Origin of the sequence: Teredinibacter haidensis (assembly GCF_014211975.1) — a bacterium.
GTDB lineage: Bacteria > Pseudomonadota > Gammaproteobacteria > Pseudomonadales > Cellvibrionaceae > Teredinibacter > Teredinibacter haidensis.
The window spans coordinates 3,023,648-3,039,131 of record NZ_CP060084.1; the positions used below are offsets into that span (position 1 = coordinate 3,023,648).

Annotated in this window: 12 protein-coding genes and 1 pseudogene; 9 read left to right on the forward strand and 4 right to left on the reverse strand. The window is 47.2% G+C overall.

Annotated elements, in window-relative coordinates:
• Nucleotides 1–76: 76 nt before the first annotated feature.
• On the reverse strand, nucleotides 77–406 hold the full coding sequence (locus tag H5715_RS12000; protein WP_075187771.1) for a J domain-containing protein: 330 nt from the start codon (nucleotides 404–406) through the stop codon (nucleotides 77–79).
• Between the two features lie 778 nt (nucleotides 407–1,184).
• On the opposite strand from H5715_RS12000, the gene H5715_RS12005 reads away from it, so the two are divergent.
• Both H5715_RS12005 and H5715_RS12010 read left to right on the forward strand, forming a co-directional pair.
• Entirely contained in the window at nucleotides 1,185–1,475 is a 291-nt protein-coding gene (locus H5715_RS12005; RefSeq protein ID WP_075187772.1) for a putative quinol monooxygenase, read from the forward strand.
• An 84-nt stretch (nucleotides 1,476–1,559) separates the two neighbouring features.
• The gene (locus H5715_RS12010) at nucleotides 1,560–2,162 is read left to right on the forward strand and encodes a pentapeptide repeat-containing protein (protein ID WP_083608235.1); all 603 of its coding nucleotides are present in this window, start codon (nucleotides 1,560–1,562) and stop codon (nucleotides 2,160–2,162) included.
• 243 nt (nucleotides 2,163–2,405) lie between these two features.
• Here the strand turns inward: H5715_RS12010 and H5715_RS12015 are convergent, their stop codons facing one another.
• Nucleotides 2,406–3,866 carry an RICIN domain-containing protein gene (locus H5715_RS12015; protein WP_075187774.1) on the reverse strand — a complete coding sequence of 487 codons (1,461 nt, stop codon included), beginning with the start codon at nucleotides 3,864–3,866 and terminating at the stop codon, nucleotides 2,406–2,408.
• Nucleotides 3,867–4,466: 600 nt separating this feature from the next.
• Here H5715_RS12015 and H5715_RS12020 point away from each other — a divergent pair.
• The 5 genes and pseudogenes from H5715_RS12020 (at nucleotide 4,467) to H5715_RS12040 (ending at nucleotide 8,929) form a co-directional block, all read left to right on the forward strand.
• Nucleotides 4,467–4,973 (forward strand): DUF6942 family protein, encoded by a 507-nt coding sequence (locus H5715_RS12020; protein ID WP_075187775.1) that lies wholly within the window; start codon nucleotides 4,467–4,469, stop codon nucleotides 4,971–4,973.
• A gap of 107 nt (nucleotides 4,974–5,080) precedes the next feature.
• The gene (locus H5715_RS12025) at nucleotides 5,081–5,938 is read left to right on the forward strand and encodes an SPFH domain-containing protein (RefSeq protein WP_075187776.1); all 858 of its coding nucleotides are present in this window, start codon (nucleotides 5,081–5,083) and stop codon (nucleotides 5,936–5,938) included.
• A gap of 20 nt (nucleotides 5,939–5,958) precedes the next feature.
• Entirely contained in the window at nucleotides 5,959–6,162 is a 204-nt protein-coding gene (locus H5715_RS12030) for a type II toxin-antitoxin system antitoxin (protein ID WP_075187777.1), read from the forward strand.
• Nucleotides 6,163–6,680: 518 nt separating this feature from the next.
• Nucleotides 6,681–6,866, forward strand: a pseudogene (locus tag H5715_RS20590) (hypothetical protein); the annotation flags it as partial.
• 203 nt (nucleotides 6,867–7,069) lie between these two features.
• Nucleotides 7,070–8,929, forward strand: a complete 1,860-nt coding sequence (locus tag H5715_RS12040) for a right-handed parallel beta-helix repeat-containing protein (protein ID WP_075187778.1) — start codon at nucleotides 7,070–7,072, stop codon at nucleotides 8,927–8,929.
• 421 nt (nucleotides 8,930–9,350) lie between these two features.
• On the opposite strand, the gene H5715_RS12045 is transcribed toward H5715_RS12040, so the two are convergent.
• Nucleotides 9,351–10,004: a hypothetical protein gene (locus H5715_RS12045; protein WP_075187780.1), complete on the reverse strand. Its 654-nt coding sequence runs from the start codon at nucleotides 10,002–10,004 to the stop codon at nucleotides 9,351–9,353.
• 676 nt (nucleotides 10,005–10,680) lie between these two features.
• Between H5715_RS12045 and H5715_RS12050 the strand changes: the two genes are divergently transcribed.
• A complete protein-coding gene (locus H5715_RS12050) occupies nucleotides 10,681–11,037 on the forward strand; it encodes a cellulase family glycosylhydrolase (RefSeq protein ID WP_281388213.1) in 357 nt (118 codons plus the stop codon).
• 1,222 nt (nucleotides 11,038–12,259) lie between these two features.
• Nucleotides 12,260–13,576: a methyl-accepting chemotaxis protein gene (locus H5715_RS12055; RefSeq protein WP_075187782.1), complete on the forward strand. Its 1,317-nt coding sequence runs from the start codon at nucleotides 12,260–12,262 to the stop codon at nucleotides 13,574–13,576.
• Nucleotides 13,577–13,986: 410 nt separating this feature from the next.
• Here H5715_RS12055 and H5715_RS12060 read toward each other — a convergent pair whose 3' ends face one another.
• The gene (locus H5715_RS12060) at nucleotides 13,987–15,474 is read right to left on the reverse strand and encodes a glutamate synthase subunit beta (protein WP_075187783.1); all 1,488 of its coding nucleotides are present in this window, start codon (nucleotides 15,472–15,474) and stop codon (nucleotides 13,987–13,989) included.
• Nucleotides 15,475–15,484: the final 10 nt, after the last annotated feature.

Consider the following 15,484-nt stretch of genomic DNA (forward strand, 5'->3'; position numbering starts at 1 on the left):
GAAAGATTCAGAATAGTCGTTTAGAGAATGCGGGTCTAGGCTCTAATTTTCAGCTCTTAGGCACAGGACGTCGGGGTTACGCCTGACAGTTCACCTTGGTTCCAATGTACTGATAAGGCGCTTGCCAGTTATAACGGCGATCGGAAGGGCTTCCTCTGCGCTTGCGGCGGCACACCCGCTTACAACATTTAGTTGGAGCCCGAGCCTGCGGACCACCAGCGGCACCCTGCTCAGCCACAATTTGGCGATAAGCTAGGCAAACCAGCTTAAACGCTTCAGTCGCCGAGCTATCCCCAGGATTTCTGTCGGGATGATAGATCGCTACCAGCCTACGATACGCCAGCTTAACCTGTTCGGGTGAGGAATCCGTTTCAAGCCCTAATATTGTGTAACTTGCCTTAGACATAGTGAACAACGTCGGGAAAAATTGGCGCGCCCTTAGTGGAGCGACTCGTTATATAACAAAAGCCATGTAAGATGGCGTCTTATACTACCATTTAAAAACATCAAAAAAAATGATTTCGGCGCCACCGCAAGCTATGCGTCCCACCCTGCCGGCCACGCAATCCCCGTGTACAAAAAAAACCGATTGTTTAACGGAGCGTGGCTCTGCCGATTATTGACTCTTCGAGAATTGCTAACACAAAAAGGGTGAACGAAAGGAATCTTAATCTAAAGGAAACATCGATATGGGCACGCGTTTCTGCCTTGCTGTAGTAGCACACAGTGGTTTTCTACACGCTTTGCAAGCGGTTCAATACGGTGTTAACCCCGTTGTTAACAGCACTGAAAATTCCACAGCTTCCTATTACAGATATTTTATTGGCAACTCGCTGAACACATAAAAAAGGTGAACGGCCTTATCCTATGAATAAGCCCTACGATACAGAGCGGCCACTAAACAATCAGAATTTTTCAATAGATATTAATTCAAGCGAATCGAACAATTTTTCGTAAAAAAACAAACAACGATCGGTAATGCGCCCTTCCGGCACCCATTTAAAACGGCTACAGCCACACCAACAACGCATCGCGGGTTACAGTCGTATTGAATGTATAAACAAAAAATATTATTCCCTGACAGTATACTAATGGATACCGTAAACCATTAAATTTGGGACTTACGAAGTGGGTATATATGGCTTATGATTACGGCATCTCTGTCGTCAACAAGGTAAATTGAAATGAGCGAAAATTTGGTAATTGTAGCGAAAATTGAAGCAAACAGTGACAGCGTCGAGCTAGTCAAAGCCGAGCTATTGAAGCTGATAGAACCAACACGAAAGGAAACAGGCTGTATTCAATATGATCTACATCAGGACAATCATAATCCAGCTGAATTTATTTTCTATGAAATATGGGAGAATCGCGAGCTATGGCAAACCCACATGAACAATACTCACCTCGCGGAATATGTAAAAGCAACAGAAGGTGCGACCGCTTCATTCACATTAAATGAAATGACAATAGCCTAAAACACCCGTCAAGCCAAAGCGCTCGGACGCAGCAAAGCGGTTCCAGCGCTTCAAGTATTAACTGTACAAAAAATTGAGGTTTTAATGGAGAGCATTACTGTTGATAAAAAAGAATTTTACAACCAGAAATTTGTGGATATAGCATTAACGGGAGAAGAGCTAAAAGGAAAAGAGTTTGACGGCTGCTCCTTTAGCTCTTGTGATTTTAGTGAAGCCGTATTTAGAAATTGTCAGTTTTCCGATTGCAAATTTGTGAAGTGTAACCTCAGTCTCCTAAACATTACCAACAGCAAATTTTCAGACGTAGAATTTCAAGACTGCAAAATGCTGGGCATTGACTGGACAAAAGCCTATTGGCGTGGTCTGTCTTTAGGCTCTCCGCTAAAATTTAAAGACTGTCTAATCAGCTCATCTTCTTTTTACGCTCTTAACCAATCCAGAATAACAATCGAGAATTGCCGGGCACATGATGTTGACTTCCGAGAAGCCAATTTTAGCCGTGCCAACTTCTCCGAGACAGATCTAACCAACAGCCTATTTTCCAACACCAACCTTACAGAAGCCAACTTCAACCTGGCGACTAATTACGATATAAACATACATCAGAACACCGTTAAAAACGCAAAATTCTGCCGCTACGAAGCCGTTAGACTACTGGAACTGCTGGGCATAAAACTTATTGGTTGAAGACGCAGGAAAACAGCTTAAGAGGAAGCGTCTCGCTAATTTATGATCAGCTCGATAGTTGCATGAAAAATTAAACTCAAACCAAATAGTTACTCAGAATTATTAACAGGGTTTGTTGAGTAAAAAAAGGGAAAAGGGCGAGTAATAACCTCGCCCAACCACTCTTTTAAGCAGTGACCACATCACGTATAAACTACAATAGTCTGCTCAAATGCAGGGAACCACTTTTATGTGTATTTGGACTTACTGTGGAATCAACTGCCATTGTTGATTTGTGCCGTTATTGTCAGACCACTGAACAACATTAGCACCGTTTTCGACTAAACCACCGCTAACATCAAGAGCCTTTCCGCTTAAACGATTCACCAACTGATAATAAGATCCACCAACATCTATTAATTGCCAGTGCTGGTTTTCACTTCCATTATCCGGCCATTGGATTACGTTTGCACCGTCACTACTCGACCCACCATTTACATCGAGTAACTTACCGCTATTTCGGTTCTTAATCTTATTGTAATTCCCGCCAACGCTAATAATTTCCCACTGTTGGTTATTCCCACCATTCCATTCCCACTGCAGCACACTCGCACCGTCAGATGTTGAGCCTCCGTTTACATCAAGGTCCTTATTGCTGTTTCGGTTGACCAAACGATAGTAAGTGCCACTAGCGTTACCGCCGCCACATTCCATCTCACCCCAACCACATCTAATTTGCTCCAGGCCGGATTCGTTTGTAGTATTTAAGGTAATATTTGTTCCACTACCGCCACGCTCCTGAATACTGTAACTGTCCCCATCACGTAATCCAGGCCAGTATACGCTCGCTATATTATCGGCGCTAAACACACTGTTAGAAGCTCTAATATATGCAATGTAAGCCTGGTTCTCTGTAGATTCAGAAGAGCTAGCCGAATTTGCGTAATCGAGACCCGTCGTCATAGGCGCACCATACTCGGTCACAACGGTTCGACTTCCATACATACCAATACGACTGCGCCAGTCAGATTCCCACTCCGATTCGCTTGTGCGTGAATTGTTCCAAAACGCATAGTTATGCAGCGACAATAAACAACCATCAAACTGGCTGTCAGAACCGATTGAAATCACGTTTTCAGAATAACCCGTTCCACCTAGTAAAACACGACTGCGAGGTACACTTGAATAAGTGGACAGCCAGTCGGAATATAGCGCTGATAATTCAGAGGAAGAATAACCAAAAGGCTCATTCATAACCTCGAAATATACATTTGAGTTATTTTGGTAATCACTAACCACCTGCGTCCACATTTGCCAAAACTGTGCGGCGTTATCAATCCTTCCATCTTTGGTGGAACTTTTTTCCCAATACCCAAGAATGACTTTAACGTTATTGTCACTCGCGGTATCGATCGCAGCCTTATAAGAACCCCACCAACTCTCCAAAACACTCGGTTCATTAATAGGCAAGCGAACCGCATTTACACCCGGCATATTACGTTGAAACTCAGAAATAATAGAGTCTGCTTTAGCCGCAGTAGTCGCATAGCTGTCACTCGCGTCGAGGCCCGATGGAATAACCCATCCATCCACAAAATTATCGCGCCCGTCGGCCCAGTTTACGCCCGCGATGCCGTTACCTGCACCGACGCCCGCATACGAGCTTCCCAGAGTTAGGCACCCTAGAAACAGGGATAGAGCCATATAGACAGTTTTCAATTTCATTATTATTTTCCTTGCATTTAGATGTTAAAACAATTAACCCTACTCAGAAAATACAAATGCAAACACAGAAAATAAAAACTAATAGCTAAAGAGCGTTGCACTAATTTAAAATCTTCAAATGGCGCTCATAAATGTTTTTAATCGTTATATATTTTTTATGAGTAGAGGCTAAAATGTTGTATAGGTAGGAGGTCTCCTTTTTAACCAGATCGAAAAATCCAATAGCCTACCTTCGGTGTTAGACCAATTTCCTTTGCTTAACCCCTAATACTTATTTAAATGAAATTCTTTCTGGCGTAGAGAGTATTCGAGACAACCACCACAAACATGAATACAGATCCAAACAGGACGCGCGTTTAGACCGTATAGTTAAAGGGGAAATTGCAGACCCTATTCTCTTTTTAGCCGAAGCGTTTGCGATGAATGTCTGCGCTTATATGTACTGAGGAATGATCTCTACAAGCCACCTACACTAAAATAGCCGTCTCGTTAACCTTTTTCGGCCAACAGAAATCATAGACTTGCCCCTACATCTCGGTATTATTAAATAGTTAATCCCCACATCTAACTTTTCCAGATAAACCTTGGTTAGCCATAAAAATGAAACAGCCGCATGTTGGGTTTGGCCCAAAGAATTTTGACCTCGCGATTTATATCGCGAATCGACCGCCTATTGATCACTACCCACAGCTAGATCAATTGCAGGTACTTGCCCCGGGAGAGGTGGCGGCTATTACAGCTAGAACCAGCAATCACTGGCGTAAAGCTTTTAATGTTTGCGCAAAGTTTATCGTTGAATTGCGGGGCGAACAGTACTCGCAGCCGTCGTGGCAGGCCTTTAGAGACCGGCAATTATTTCAGGCAGATTGCCGCGAAGCGTTGCTGTTCTCGCCGCCAAACTTACAAAGCCCTGGCATCCATATTATTGCTGGCAAAACATACGCATCGGATTTGTCGCTGGATGTGCCTCTCACATGGCTGGATAATTATTTCGCTGTCAATCGCCAGTTTCGGCTGGTGGTATCCCCCTACTTAGACTACCGACAGCTTTCAAATGCCCGAATAATTCAGCTCGTTACCCTGGTGAAATCCCTTGCCAAGACATAAACACCCGAGTATCTTAAGTGATATCACAATGATGTCTAAATGACTCGCTCGCGGTAACGATCCGACGAGCAGAGCTCAACTCATAGATACAGCAAAGGGAAACAATCATGATTACAGAAATCCGTGCAAGGACATCTTCAGGTTACAGTGCTTTTATTGCCCTGCTATTGGCGCTATTGGCGCTGTTTAGTGCTTTGTTTATCGGGCCCGTGCCAATAAAAATCGTCGCCGGTCTTCTGCTGGTGCCGTTGCTTGTCTGTTGGGCCGGGTTTTATATGGTTGCGCCTAACGAAGGCCGGGTATTGCAGCTGTTTGGTAAATACGTGGGCACAGATAAAGTTAATGGATTGCGCTGGGCGAACCCGCTCTACAGCAAGAGCCGCGTATCATTGAGAGTACGCAATTTCGAAAGCGGTCAGATTAAAGTGAACGATTTAGGCGGCAACCCTATCGAAATAGCGTCCGTCGTGGTGTGGAAAGTTGTCGACGCGGCGGAAGCCGTATTTGAGGTGGATAATTACGAAGGCTATGTGGCTATTCAAACAGAAGCCGCCATTCGTAATATGGCCACCAGCTACCCCTATGATGACTACGAAGAGCATGAAATCTCCCTGCGTGGAAACAGCAATGAAATTGCCGTTATTTTAAAGCAGGAGGTTCAAGAGCGGCTGGGTAAAGCGGGGGTAGAAGTCCTGGAAGCGCGTATTAGCCACCTGGCATACGCACCGGAAATTGCCAGCGCAATGCTTCAGCGGCAACAAGCTTCGGCCATTGTTGCCGCGCGCCACAAAATCGTTGAAGGGGCTGTTGGGATGGTAGAAGCTGCGCTCGACAAACTGGCGGAAAAAGAAATTATTGAACTTGATGAAGAGCGCAAAGCAACCATGGTGAGCAATTTGCTCGTGGTACTTTGCGGCGACAAAGCAACGCAGCCGGTGATAAACACCGGGTCGTTGTACCGGTAATTCAAACGTAAAGGTTCTCTGTGTCTTCTAAAAAAGCCTTTCCCCTACGCATCAACCCAGCCGTGCTTGCCGCCATGCAGCGCTGGGCTGATGATGATATTCGCAGTGTTAACGCCCAAATAGAATTTGTTCTACGGGAAGCCCTAGTCAAAGCAGGTCGCGTTAAACTTACCCAAAAAGTAGTCACCGAAGTAGAGCCCACGGACGACCCTTCGCAAAGCTAAGGCCTGCGACTTACACGTTCCTACCCTCCGGCGCGGGAACGCCATTGAGGCGCGACAAAGTGATGGATAAACTCCCACGGAAAACCGTGGGACTAAGCAACAGCCTACAAACGAAGCCCGAGGATTTGTAACTGCGCAGCCTTGTTGTAGCGCCCACCTCTCAACTAACGCCCACTTAATGCCCTTCGTTCGCATCTAGCGCACGTTAAAAACACCTTCTTGTACTTACCGCTCCATCGACACGGCTCGCGGCGAAAATAAACACGCTCAGCATCCGCCAAGGATTGCTATTTTGCTTATAGTCTCTCGTTAACGTTGCGCTCCCCCTAGCTCCAGGAAGGGTCACCCGGCTCCAGGAAGGGTCACCCAGCTCCAGGAAAGGGTCACCCAGCTCCAGGAAGGGGTCACCCAGCTCCAGGAAGGGTCACCTAGCTCCAGGAAGGGTCACCCAGCTCCAGGAAGGGTCACCCAGCTCCAGGAAGGGTCACCCAGCTCCAGGAAGGGTCACCCGGCTCCAGGAAGGGGTCACCCGGCTCCAGGAAGGGGTCACCCAGCTCCAGGAAGGGGTCACCCAGCTCCAGGAAGGGTCCACCCAGCTCCAGGAAGGGTCCACCCAGCTCCAGGACGGGTCCACCCAGCTCCAGGACGGGGCAGGTTCGGTAGTCTGTTCGAAGCTTTTTGCGTCAACAGGCAATCGGGGCTGACGCTAACGGCATAAATCCTCAAGGACGACCGTGGAAACTAGCAGCATCTATCTCGAGCACAGAGCAAGATCTAGCCCCGCGCCCCTCGAAACATGGCCTTTCGTTTAAGCCCGGCGCTTTTTTAAGTTATCTTGCCCCAAAACATACTATTATAGTCATAATGACTGTTACCCCCAATAAACATTAAAAAACAGGAAATTGCCATGACTCTACTTCCTTCCTTCTCGGTACATAGGTACCTCATTGGCTTGCTATTGCTCCCGGCGGTACTCGCATTTACGGCACACGCACAACCTTCTGGCGGGCCTTATGGGCCAATTAATCAGAATTACGAAATCCCGAAGGCGAACAACATCTATTTTGTTGCACCTAATGGCAGCGCGAGTGCGGCGGGAACGGCTTTGAATGCCCCCACCACTCTTGAGTCGGCCATCGCGCGAGTTGTGTCGGGAGATGCAATTATCCTGCGCGGAGGGGTTTATCGCACCGGTAGCATGGTACTGAACCAGGGAATTGCCCTGCAGCCCTATGCTGATGAAAAGCCAATTCTAAAAGGCACGGAAATCGCTACCGACTGGGAAGCCGTGGGCGACAACGTATGGCGCACTTCCTGGGCCCAGCTGTTTCCATCAAAGCCCATGGCCTGGTGGCGACAAGCGCGCAACATAGATCGCACGCCACTGCACCGTTTCAACAATGATATGGTGTTTATCGACGGTAAATACCTGCAATCCGCAGGAAGCGTTGATGAGCTGAGCGCAAACACTTACTACATCAATTATCAGCAACAGGCCGTTTATATCGGTGCTGATCCCGCAGGCCACACGGTGGAAATCACCACCCACGACACCGCTCTGACGCGTACGACCTCCGAGATACACGGCAAAACCGCCGATAAAATAGGCCCCAAAATCCGCGGTATCATGTTCACCCAGTACGCCTGGACCGCGTTGGCTATAGAAGGCAAGCGGCATTTCACACACCTGGAAGAACCTGTTGATGAGCCCATTGGCATAGCGGACCCGTCTACCTATGGTAAAGAGGTGATCGGCACACTTCTCGACAATGTAACGATCTCTTTTGTTGGTCGTGTCGCCGGTTATTTCCGTGGCGATGGTCTGGTGATTCGCAATTCATTAATCAGCGATACCGGCACCGAGGGTATTTACGTTATCGGTTCTTCAGATGTGCTCTTGGAGCGCAACATTATTCGTCGGAACGATATTGAGAGAATTACCGGCTACTATGTTTCCGCCGTGAAAATTATCAACCAAACCCACAATGTGTTGATACGGGATAACCTGATATTGGATCACCCCTCGTCCAAAGGCGTGTGGTACGACGTGGGCAACCGCAATGGCGTGTTTATCAATAACTATGTTGAAGGCACAGACACCGGCTTCTTTTTTGAAATCTCGCGCGGAGTAACAGTGGCCGGTAACGTGTTCGTTAACAACCGGCAAGGCTCATGGATTTTAAACTCTGCCGATGCGCATATTTACAACAACACCTACGTGAATAGCATGGCAGATTTTAAACGCGATAAACGTAGCGCGCAGGGCGACCACTTCGACTGGCACCCGGCGACTGGCCCCGGCGTGGAAGAGCGCGAAGGACATATCTTTATGAACAACCTGCTGGTAGCGACAGATGCCGGTTTTGGGCCTTTACTGCGTGTAGAACAACCGCAGGATCTCTGCGAAAAGCTGAACAAGCCTGCGCTGAGCACGCTTAACGGCAATACCTATATACGCCCAAGCACCCCCTACAAGGCCGCTGAAAAACCACTACTAAGCTGGGCAGACCCCAACGCTGAAGGCTGCGTAACAAACGTTACATCGCTGACGGCATTCCAGGCGAAGGTCCCTGCGTTCGAACTACAGGGGCAACAACTGGACGGCGATACCCACAGCACCTTCGTCGCGCCGGATATTCGCCGCTTTAAACTGTTACAAAACATTCCGACATCCAAGCAGGTAAGTATGCCAGCGGAAGTACGCAAACACCTTGGCTGGAGCAAAAAAGAAGCGGCCACTACGGTAGGAGCGTATCCAGCCAAATAGCCGTATTAAGGAAGCACTCAGAAAGAAACAAGACGGTGCTGGGATGCGCCGCATTAACCCGGTAATCAATATTGCCGGGTTAATATTGCAACGCAATCGGTACCGATATCAGCCCCCCATCACCCCGTATTTATCGTTGACGTTAACACAGTGACCATCGTCAAGATTGCTGTCCAGCAAACTCTTGTTTTTTTTGCTGACGACATAGCACGCAAAACACACATCATTTAAGCCACAACCCGACACCTTCCAAGCGATATAAAGATCTGGCGCTTTAGGGCCAATTGTTTTGCGGAACGAAAGCACGAATAACAGCAAGCAAAAACAACTGCCGCTCGCCTCACGGTATAGAACGCGCGCCGAGGTGACCCTAAGCGCACGGTATAAGGCGGGTATTTTGTTGCGCCGAAAACCGTCGCTGTTATAACTCGGTGGTAGAAGATTTCGTCCAGTCTATATTGTTCCGAAAAGTTAAAAGTGCGTAACCTGTACCACGACCATTTCCTGTACCGGTTACACCATGCTTCCAGTAGCCGCCTAGCACACCCTTATCAATGTCTATCGATTCAACCCTAAAGCTAAAGGTCGCTTGCATCTGCCCAATCACCATCCAGCTACAATGATAGGCATCCAACTCTAAGGTAACTTCGTTAATAGAATTGACACTAAAACGGCTTACCGCGCTACCGCAACTTACCTTAGTGCCAATAAAGCTTAACGGCATGGTGGTTTCGAACTCGATGCTGGCCGATTCAGTAGCGGCCACATTTGAGAATGTTAGGCTTTTAGCACAACCACTTCCCGGAATAAGCCCACCCATTACAAGGTAACATACTTTCTCTTTGCTACAGATTTTGCTATCTGGGCTGGCAACACAAATGGGAGTGTCTAGGCCCTCGTTGGCCTTAATAAACGCCTCTAAATTCATAAACATTTGCTCTTGAGAATAGTCTCGCTGAGCAGGCACACACACCCCCTCTGAACAAATAGAAAGCACCTCTATAGATTGCTCCTTCCTGTTACCGGCACAGCCTACCAAAACCATTAAGCTTATTACCGCTAATATAAATTTCATTTTTGTCTTCTCCTAGAAAACCACTTAATTTTAAACCTGGCGAATACTAGCACGCTTTGAAGAGAAGCTTATGACAACAGGCCAACCCTATTGGCCTTAAATGACCGACACAATTTAATTGAGACTTTCGATAACTGCTAGCACTTTAGTTGCAGCCAAAGGACAACCAACAAACACGGTTAATATGTTAACCGTGATGCTTTAGACGACCTTAATCGATAACCACACAACCATCATTTTAATTGTTACACACTTAACAAATGCTTCTATTGAAAACAAAAAAATAACGGCTGACTCCAACCCTATTGTTGTACAGCACCAACAACCCAGGCAAGTTCTTTAACAGTCTGTTATTAGAGTGACATCAACCAACACGGAGACGTAAAGAAACTGGATTTCATTTTATGGATTATCGAAATAAAACTGCTTAGCCATTATTGCGTTGACTTTCGGATGAAAACTTGCAAATAAAAAACCCAAAAAAATATTTAAATACGCCAAAAAAGACCTGCCTTAGCTTATTTACAAGGAACACGTTTTTTTCGAGATCGACTTTGCCAACAGCAAAAAGAAGACCTTTTAATCGCCTCGACCAATGCTGTAGCTGGCATCCACTGAGGCACTTCAATCAGGGACGTTTACATTACCTGAGTACGGAAAAAGGAAAGACAGCAATATCAACGAACCTAACGAGGCCTCCTGGAGCGATAACGTTAAACGCTACGCTGAGCCCGTGATACCGGCTATTCGAAATATAGACCCCGACGGGCTGGTTATTGTCGGCACACCGACTTGGAGCCAGGATGTCGATACCGCAGCAGCAGATCCGCTGACCTACGCCATTCACTTCTACGTCTGCACCCACGGACAGTCTCTGCGCGACAAAGTGAGTGTCGCTTTATCTCAGGGCGCGGCGATATTCTCAACAGAGTTTGGTTTGTCATCGGGTGATGACGGCGCCTGCGAAGACGAAACCACAACCTGGCTAAACTTCTTTGACAATAACAATATCAGTTGGGCGAACAAGCGGTGAAGATCCAAGTGAAGGTGGCGTCGTTCGTACGGCTTGCCCTACCTGCACGACGCCGTCATCAAGCTCGTCTAGCAGCTCCAGCTCTTCTAGTAGCTCGGACCGCCAAGCCTGTACCAATATGTGTCATATGGTACCAAGAGTATGCTCGACCACTGTGTGAATTTACAAACACTGGATGGGGATGGGAAAACATCGAAACCTGTATTGGCATAACGGCCTGTGGAAGTCAGGATGGTGATGGTGGTGTTGTGAATGTATGCACCAGTAATACCTCAGACGAATGGTGCAACGGGTATGGCTGGCACGTCGCTATCTGCGAAAGTGTCAACGCTGACCGGGGCAACGAAAATGGACAAACCTGTATCTCGCGTTCAATATGTAGCGATGTTATCGTTAACTATACCAGGGTATTTATAATCTATTACTAACCCAGCCACCTGACGGGGTTGCTTTATATCTAGCACTGGCCCATAAACTCGACGAATAAAAAAGGCACATTAAACTAGCAGCAGCGATATCACCAACAATAAGGTCTCGCTTTTATCTTTGACGCTAACAAACTGAATTTAAGTTTGCTCTTGATATTTTTCCTAAAGACATCCAAAAACACACACCAATTAACTCACTGCCCGATACCTTCCGAGAAATTTAAAGACCTAGCGCTTTATTACCAAGGCTATTTCTCGTAATTTCGAAAATAGACGCCGGAAAGCGTGGAACGGTTGAGCGTAATGGGAGGTAAAATTTATGGTGCGATTAAATACGCGTAGTTGCGATAGGGTGTACTTGTGCAGGTAGATTGGTTAGTTGCTCTCTAACGACTTACCTTTAGCGAAGCACGGGAATATAAAAGGAGGATGCTAGTGTTTTGCAGCGAATAGCTGTTCTACGAATGTTAGCCGTCAACTACTGAAAATAATAATGTGCTTTAGGCATTCGCATGGGTTCATGCTTATTTGCTTTGGCTGTCTCAACCAAGCTGTCGATATTAGTGCTCGCTTTTGCACCCGCGTTACTCTTTGCCAACATCCAGCTTTTCGACCAGTGGTGAAGCCTACATCAGCCCAAGCCCTCGAACATTTGTGCCAATGCGCGCCACGCACAAGCAAACGACACGCAGGTTAAAGCTCCACTTATCAGGCCCTGTGCTAAGCTAAACAAGACTATTGTTTTAACACCCCACAAAACGTCGCAATTCGAATCTTAATCTAGGTAATCAACCATGTTCTTGAGGGAATCCAGCGTTACATATTGGCTAAAGCGTACACTGGAAGGCGATATCGAGCTAAACGAGGCTCCTCGATGGCTACAACCGTTTTTAATTGCACGGGATAGTGATCATTCGTTACTTAATATTCTGGAAAGCACCGTTTCTACCACTCGCACGATTTCCCGTTTCGGGCAAGACGGTCTCCAATTTAATAGAAAACTGGACAATATGGCTCGTGATTCCATGCAATTGGCCAGTGCCGTTGAAGAAATGTCGCTCACGGCCCAGCAGATCGAAACCTTAGGCCTCCAAGTATTGGAGCGAGCCCAGCATTCCCTAGAGGAAACCAGCCGCGGCCGTGATTCGCTAGCGGGACTATTAGGAAAAATAGATGCGATCGAAACATCGATAAAAAAAATGGGCGGTCACGCACAGGATTTCGTTGAAAAAACCAACGCCATTATCAAACTAACAAGCGCCGTTAACGAAATTGCCGACCAAACCAACTTACTTGCATTAAACGCCGCCATCGAAGCTGCCAGGGCAGGAGAACACGGACGCGGATTCTCGGTTGTGGCCGATGAGGTCCGGGGGCTTGCTCAACGCAGTGCCGAAGCTACCAAAGAAATAGAATCTATTGTTTCTGGCGTTATTAATGGCGCTCGAGATATCGATCAAATTATACATGTAACCATGGACGTACTTGAGGATTCGCACACAGAGCGACGCCAATTAATTAGCACCGTTTCGGATAGTGAAAAAGCCGCGACTGAAAACGTAGATGCTACCAACCAAATTTCATCGGCCGCCACAGAGCAATCTTCCGTCGCCCAGGAAATGGCCCGCGATGCCCAAAGAATTTCTGATAATATCGATAATTCTTCCCATATTTTCAAAGAGCTATTCAAAGGGGTTGAACAAGTTAGAAATTTTCAGCACGAAGCGCTGACATTTTTTCAGGCGAAAAAACTTGACGCCCTCCTCCGGTTATCAATGAGTGATCATATTGTATGGGTGGATAAAGTTATTCGTTTTGCTTTGTTTAAGCAAAACACACTGCATAAAAATGAGCTAAAAGATCACACACAATGTAGGCTGGGTATATTTCTGGCATCAGACCAAGGAAAGGATCTACGAAATCACCCTCGTTTTCTTGAATTAGTCAATGATATTCACCCCAAAGTACACAGCACAGGGATCAAACTATTTCACGGGGTGAATCACAATGAAACCCCTCAAAAAATACAACAACAGGTTGATCTCCTTATCGGCTATTCCGACAGTGTATTGGAGATACTACAGGAACTCGTTCCCACTAAGCTCCATTGAGTCCAACACTATATTGGTACAGCGCTTACAATCCAGATAGCGTCTTCAGCCGCCTGCTATTAACTTGAGAATAAATTAGATTCGCCATCCATTTTATTCTCCTCTATAGACATACTGTAGCCGCACGCCAACACCACCTAATATTCTTGTGCTATCCATAATGAGTAGGCGCCTTGTAACGTTATATTGACGAATACCGAGGCGTTTAAAAATGGAATATTATTCAAAGAATTTTTGTCGGGTATTTCGCAGCTTTAGGGTTAAGGTTTGTTCTAACAGAAAATAACTAAAGGCCTGGACTATCAAGTGATAGTGCAACAAAACTGATTTTCCCGCTCGATCTTCGCGCAAAAAAAATCCCCCGCAAGCGCGTACCTGCGGGAGATTGGTTTTACTATTTGCTGAGCTGGCTAGGGCAGGTAGCTTTCGCCCATTAAAAATTTGTCCACTTCTCTTGCCGCGCGACGGCCTTCGTCAATGGCCCAGACAATAAGGCTTTGCCCTCTGCGTGCGTCGCCACAGGCATATACGCCTTCAACACTGGTGGCGAATTTATCGTATTCGGCTTTGGCGTTGCTGCGCGGGTCCTGCTCTACATTCAGGTCTTGCAGAATTTTTTCTTCTGGCCCCAAGAAGCCCATGGCAAGAAATACCAGATCGGCTTCGTAAACTTTTTCGGTGCCGACCAGTTCGCTGGGAACCATTCGCCCTTCGTTATCCTGTACCCATTCGATCTGAACGGTGTGCACGGCTTTAACATTGCCTGCGCCATCGTCTTCGATTTTCTTGGTCATAACTTGATAGTGACGGGGGTCGTCGCCCTGTACGGCAATCGCTTCGGTTTGACCGTAGTCCACCAGCAGCGTTTTTGGCCATTCAGGCCAGGGGTTGTTCTCGGCGCGCTGCTCGAATGGGCGCGGCATAATTTCCAGCTGCGTCACGTGTTTGCAGCCGTGGCGCAAGGAGGTTGCGACACAGTCGGTACCGGTATCACCACCACCGATAATGACAACGCTTTTATCTTTGGCACTAATAAACTGACCATCTTCGAGATTGCTGTCCAGCAAGCTCTTAGTATTTTTGCTAAGGAAATCCATCGCAAAATGCACACCAGTTAATTCTCGGCCCGCTACCGGCAGATCGCGCGGCTTGGTCGCACCAGTCGCGAGAACAACAGCATCGAAATCGTTATGCAGATCCTTGGCTGAAATATCTTTGCCAATTTCGGTATCGGTGACAAAGGTAATGCCTTCTTCAGCCAATAGATTTACACGGCGCTCTACATACTGTTTTTCCAGTTTCATATTGGGGATGCCGTACATCAGCAAACCACCAATGCGATCGGCACGCTCGTATACGGTAACCAGATGGCCCGCGCGATTCAGTTGCGCGGCAGCGGCTAAGCCCGCAGGGCCAGAACCAACCACCGCGACGGTTTTACCGGTGCGGCTAGCGGGGGGCTCGGCGGTAACCCAGCCCTCTGCAAACGCGCGCTCGATAATGGCGTATTCGTGATGTTTGATGGTGACCGCCGGTGCGTTGATACCCAGCACACAAGAACCCTCACAAGGTGCCGGACACACGCGACCGGTAAACTCGGGAAAGTTGTTGGTTTTGTGCAAACGCTGCACGGCCTCTTTCCAGCGCCCCTGGTAGACAAGATCATTCCACTCGGGAATTAAGTTGTTGACGGGGCAGCCCGCAACGCGCGGTGCATAAAGACTGTTACCGCTCTGGCAAAACGGAACACCGCAGTCCATGCAGCGGGAAGCCTGCTGACGCAGTTCTTCTTCGGGCATGTGCTCGTGGACTTCCTGCCAATCAACCAGACGCTGTTTTGGATCTCTGTCTGCAGGTAGAGCGCGGCCTACTTTTAAAAAACCTGTTGGATTACCCATTATTTCGCTC

Excerpts from the sequence above, each read along its gene's own strand:
- H5715_RS12000 (WP_075187771.1), bottom strand. The coding sequence starts at position 406 with ATGTCTAAGGCAAGTTACACAATATTAGGGCTTGAAACGGATTCCTCA.
- H5715_RS12005 (WP_075187772.1), top strand. The coding sequence starts at position 1,185 with ATGAGCGAAAATTTGGTAATTGTAGCGAAAATTGAAGCAAACAGTGAC.
- H5715_RS12010 (WP_083608235.1), top strand. The coding sequence starts at position 1,560 with ATGGAGAGCATTACTGTTGATAAAAAAGAATTTTACAACCAGAAATTT.
- H5715_RS12015 (WP_075187774.1), bottom strand. The coding sequence starts at position 3,866 with ATGAAATTGAAAACTGTCTATATGGCTCTATCCCTGTTTCTAGGGTGC.
- H5715_RS12020 (WP_075187775.1), top strand. The coding sequence starts at position 4,467 with ATGAAACAGCCGCATGTTGGGTTTGGCCCAAAGAATTTTGACCTCGCG.
- H5715_RS12025 (WP_075187776.1), top strand. The coding sequence starts at position 5,081 with ATGATTACAGAAATCCGTGCAAGGACATCTTCAGGTTACAGTGCTTTT.
- H5715_RS12040 (WP_075187778.1), top strand. The coding sequence starts at position 7,070 with ATGACTCTACTTCCTTCCTTCTCGGTACATAGGTACCTCATTGGCTTG.
- H5715_RS12045 (WP_075187780.1), bottom strand. The coding sequence starts at position 10,004 with ATGAAATTTATATTAGCGGTAATAAGCTTAATGGTTTTGGTAGGCTGT.
- H5715_RS12055 (WP_075187782.1), top strand. The coding sequence starts at position 12,260 with ATGTTCTTGAGGGAATCCAGCGTTACATATTGGCTAAAGCGTACACTG.
- H5715_RS12060 (WP_075187783.1), bottom strand. The coding sequence starts at position 15,474 with ATGGGTAATCCAACAGGTTTTTTAAAAGTAGGCCGCGCTCTACCTGCA.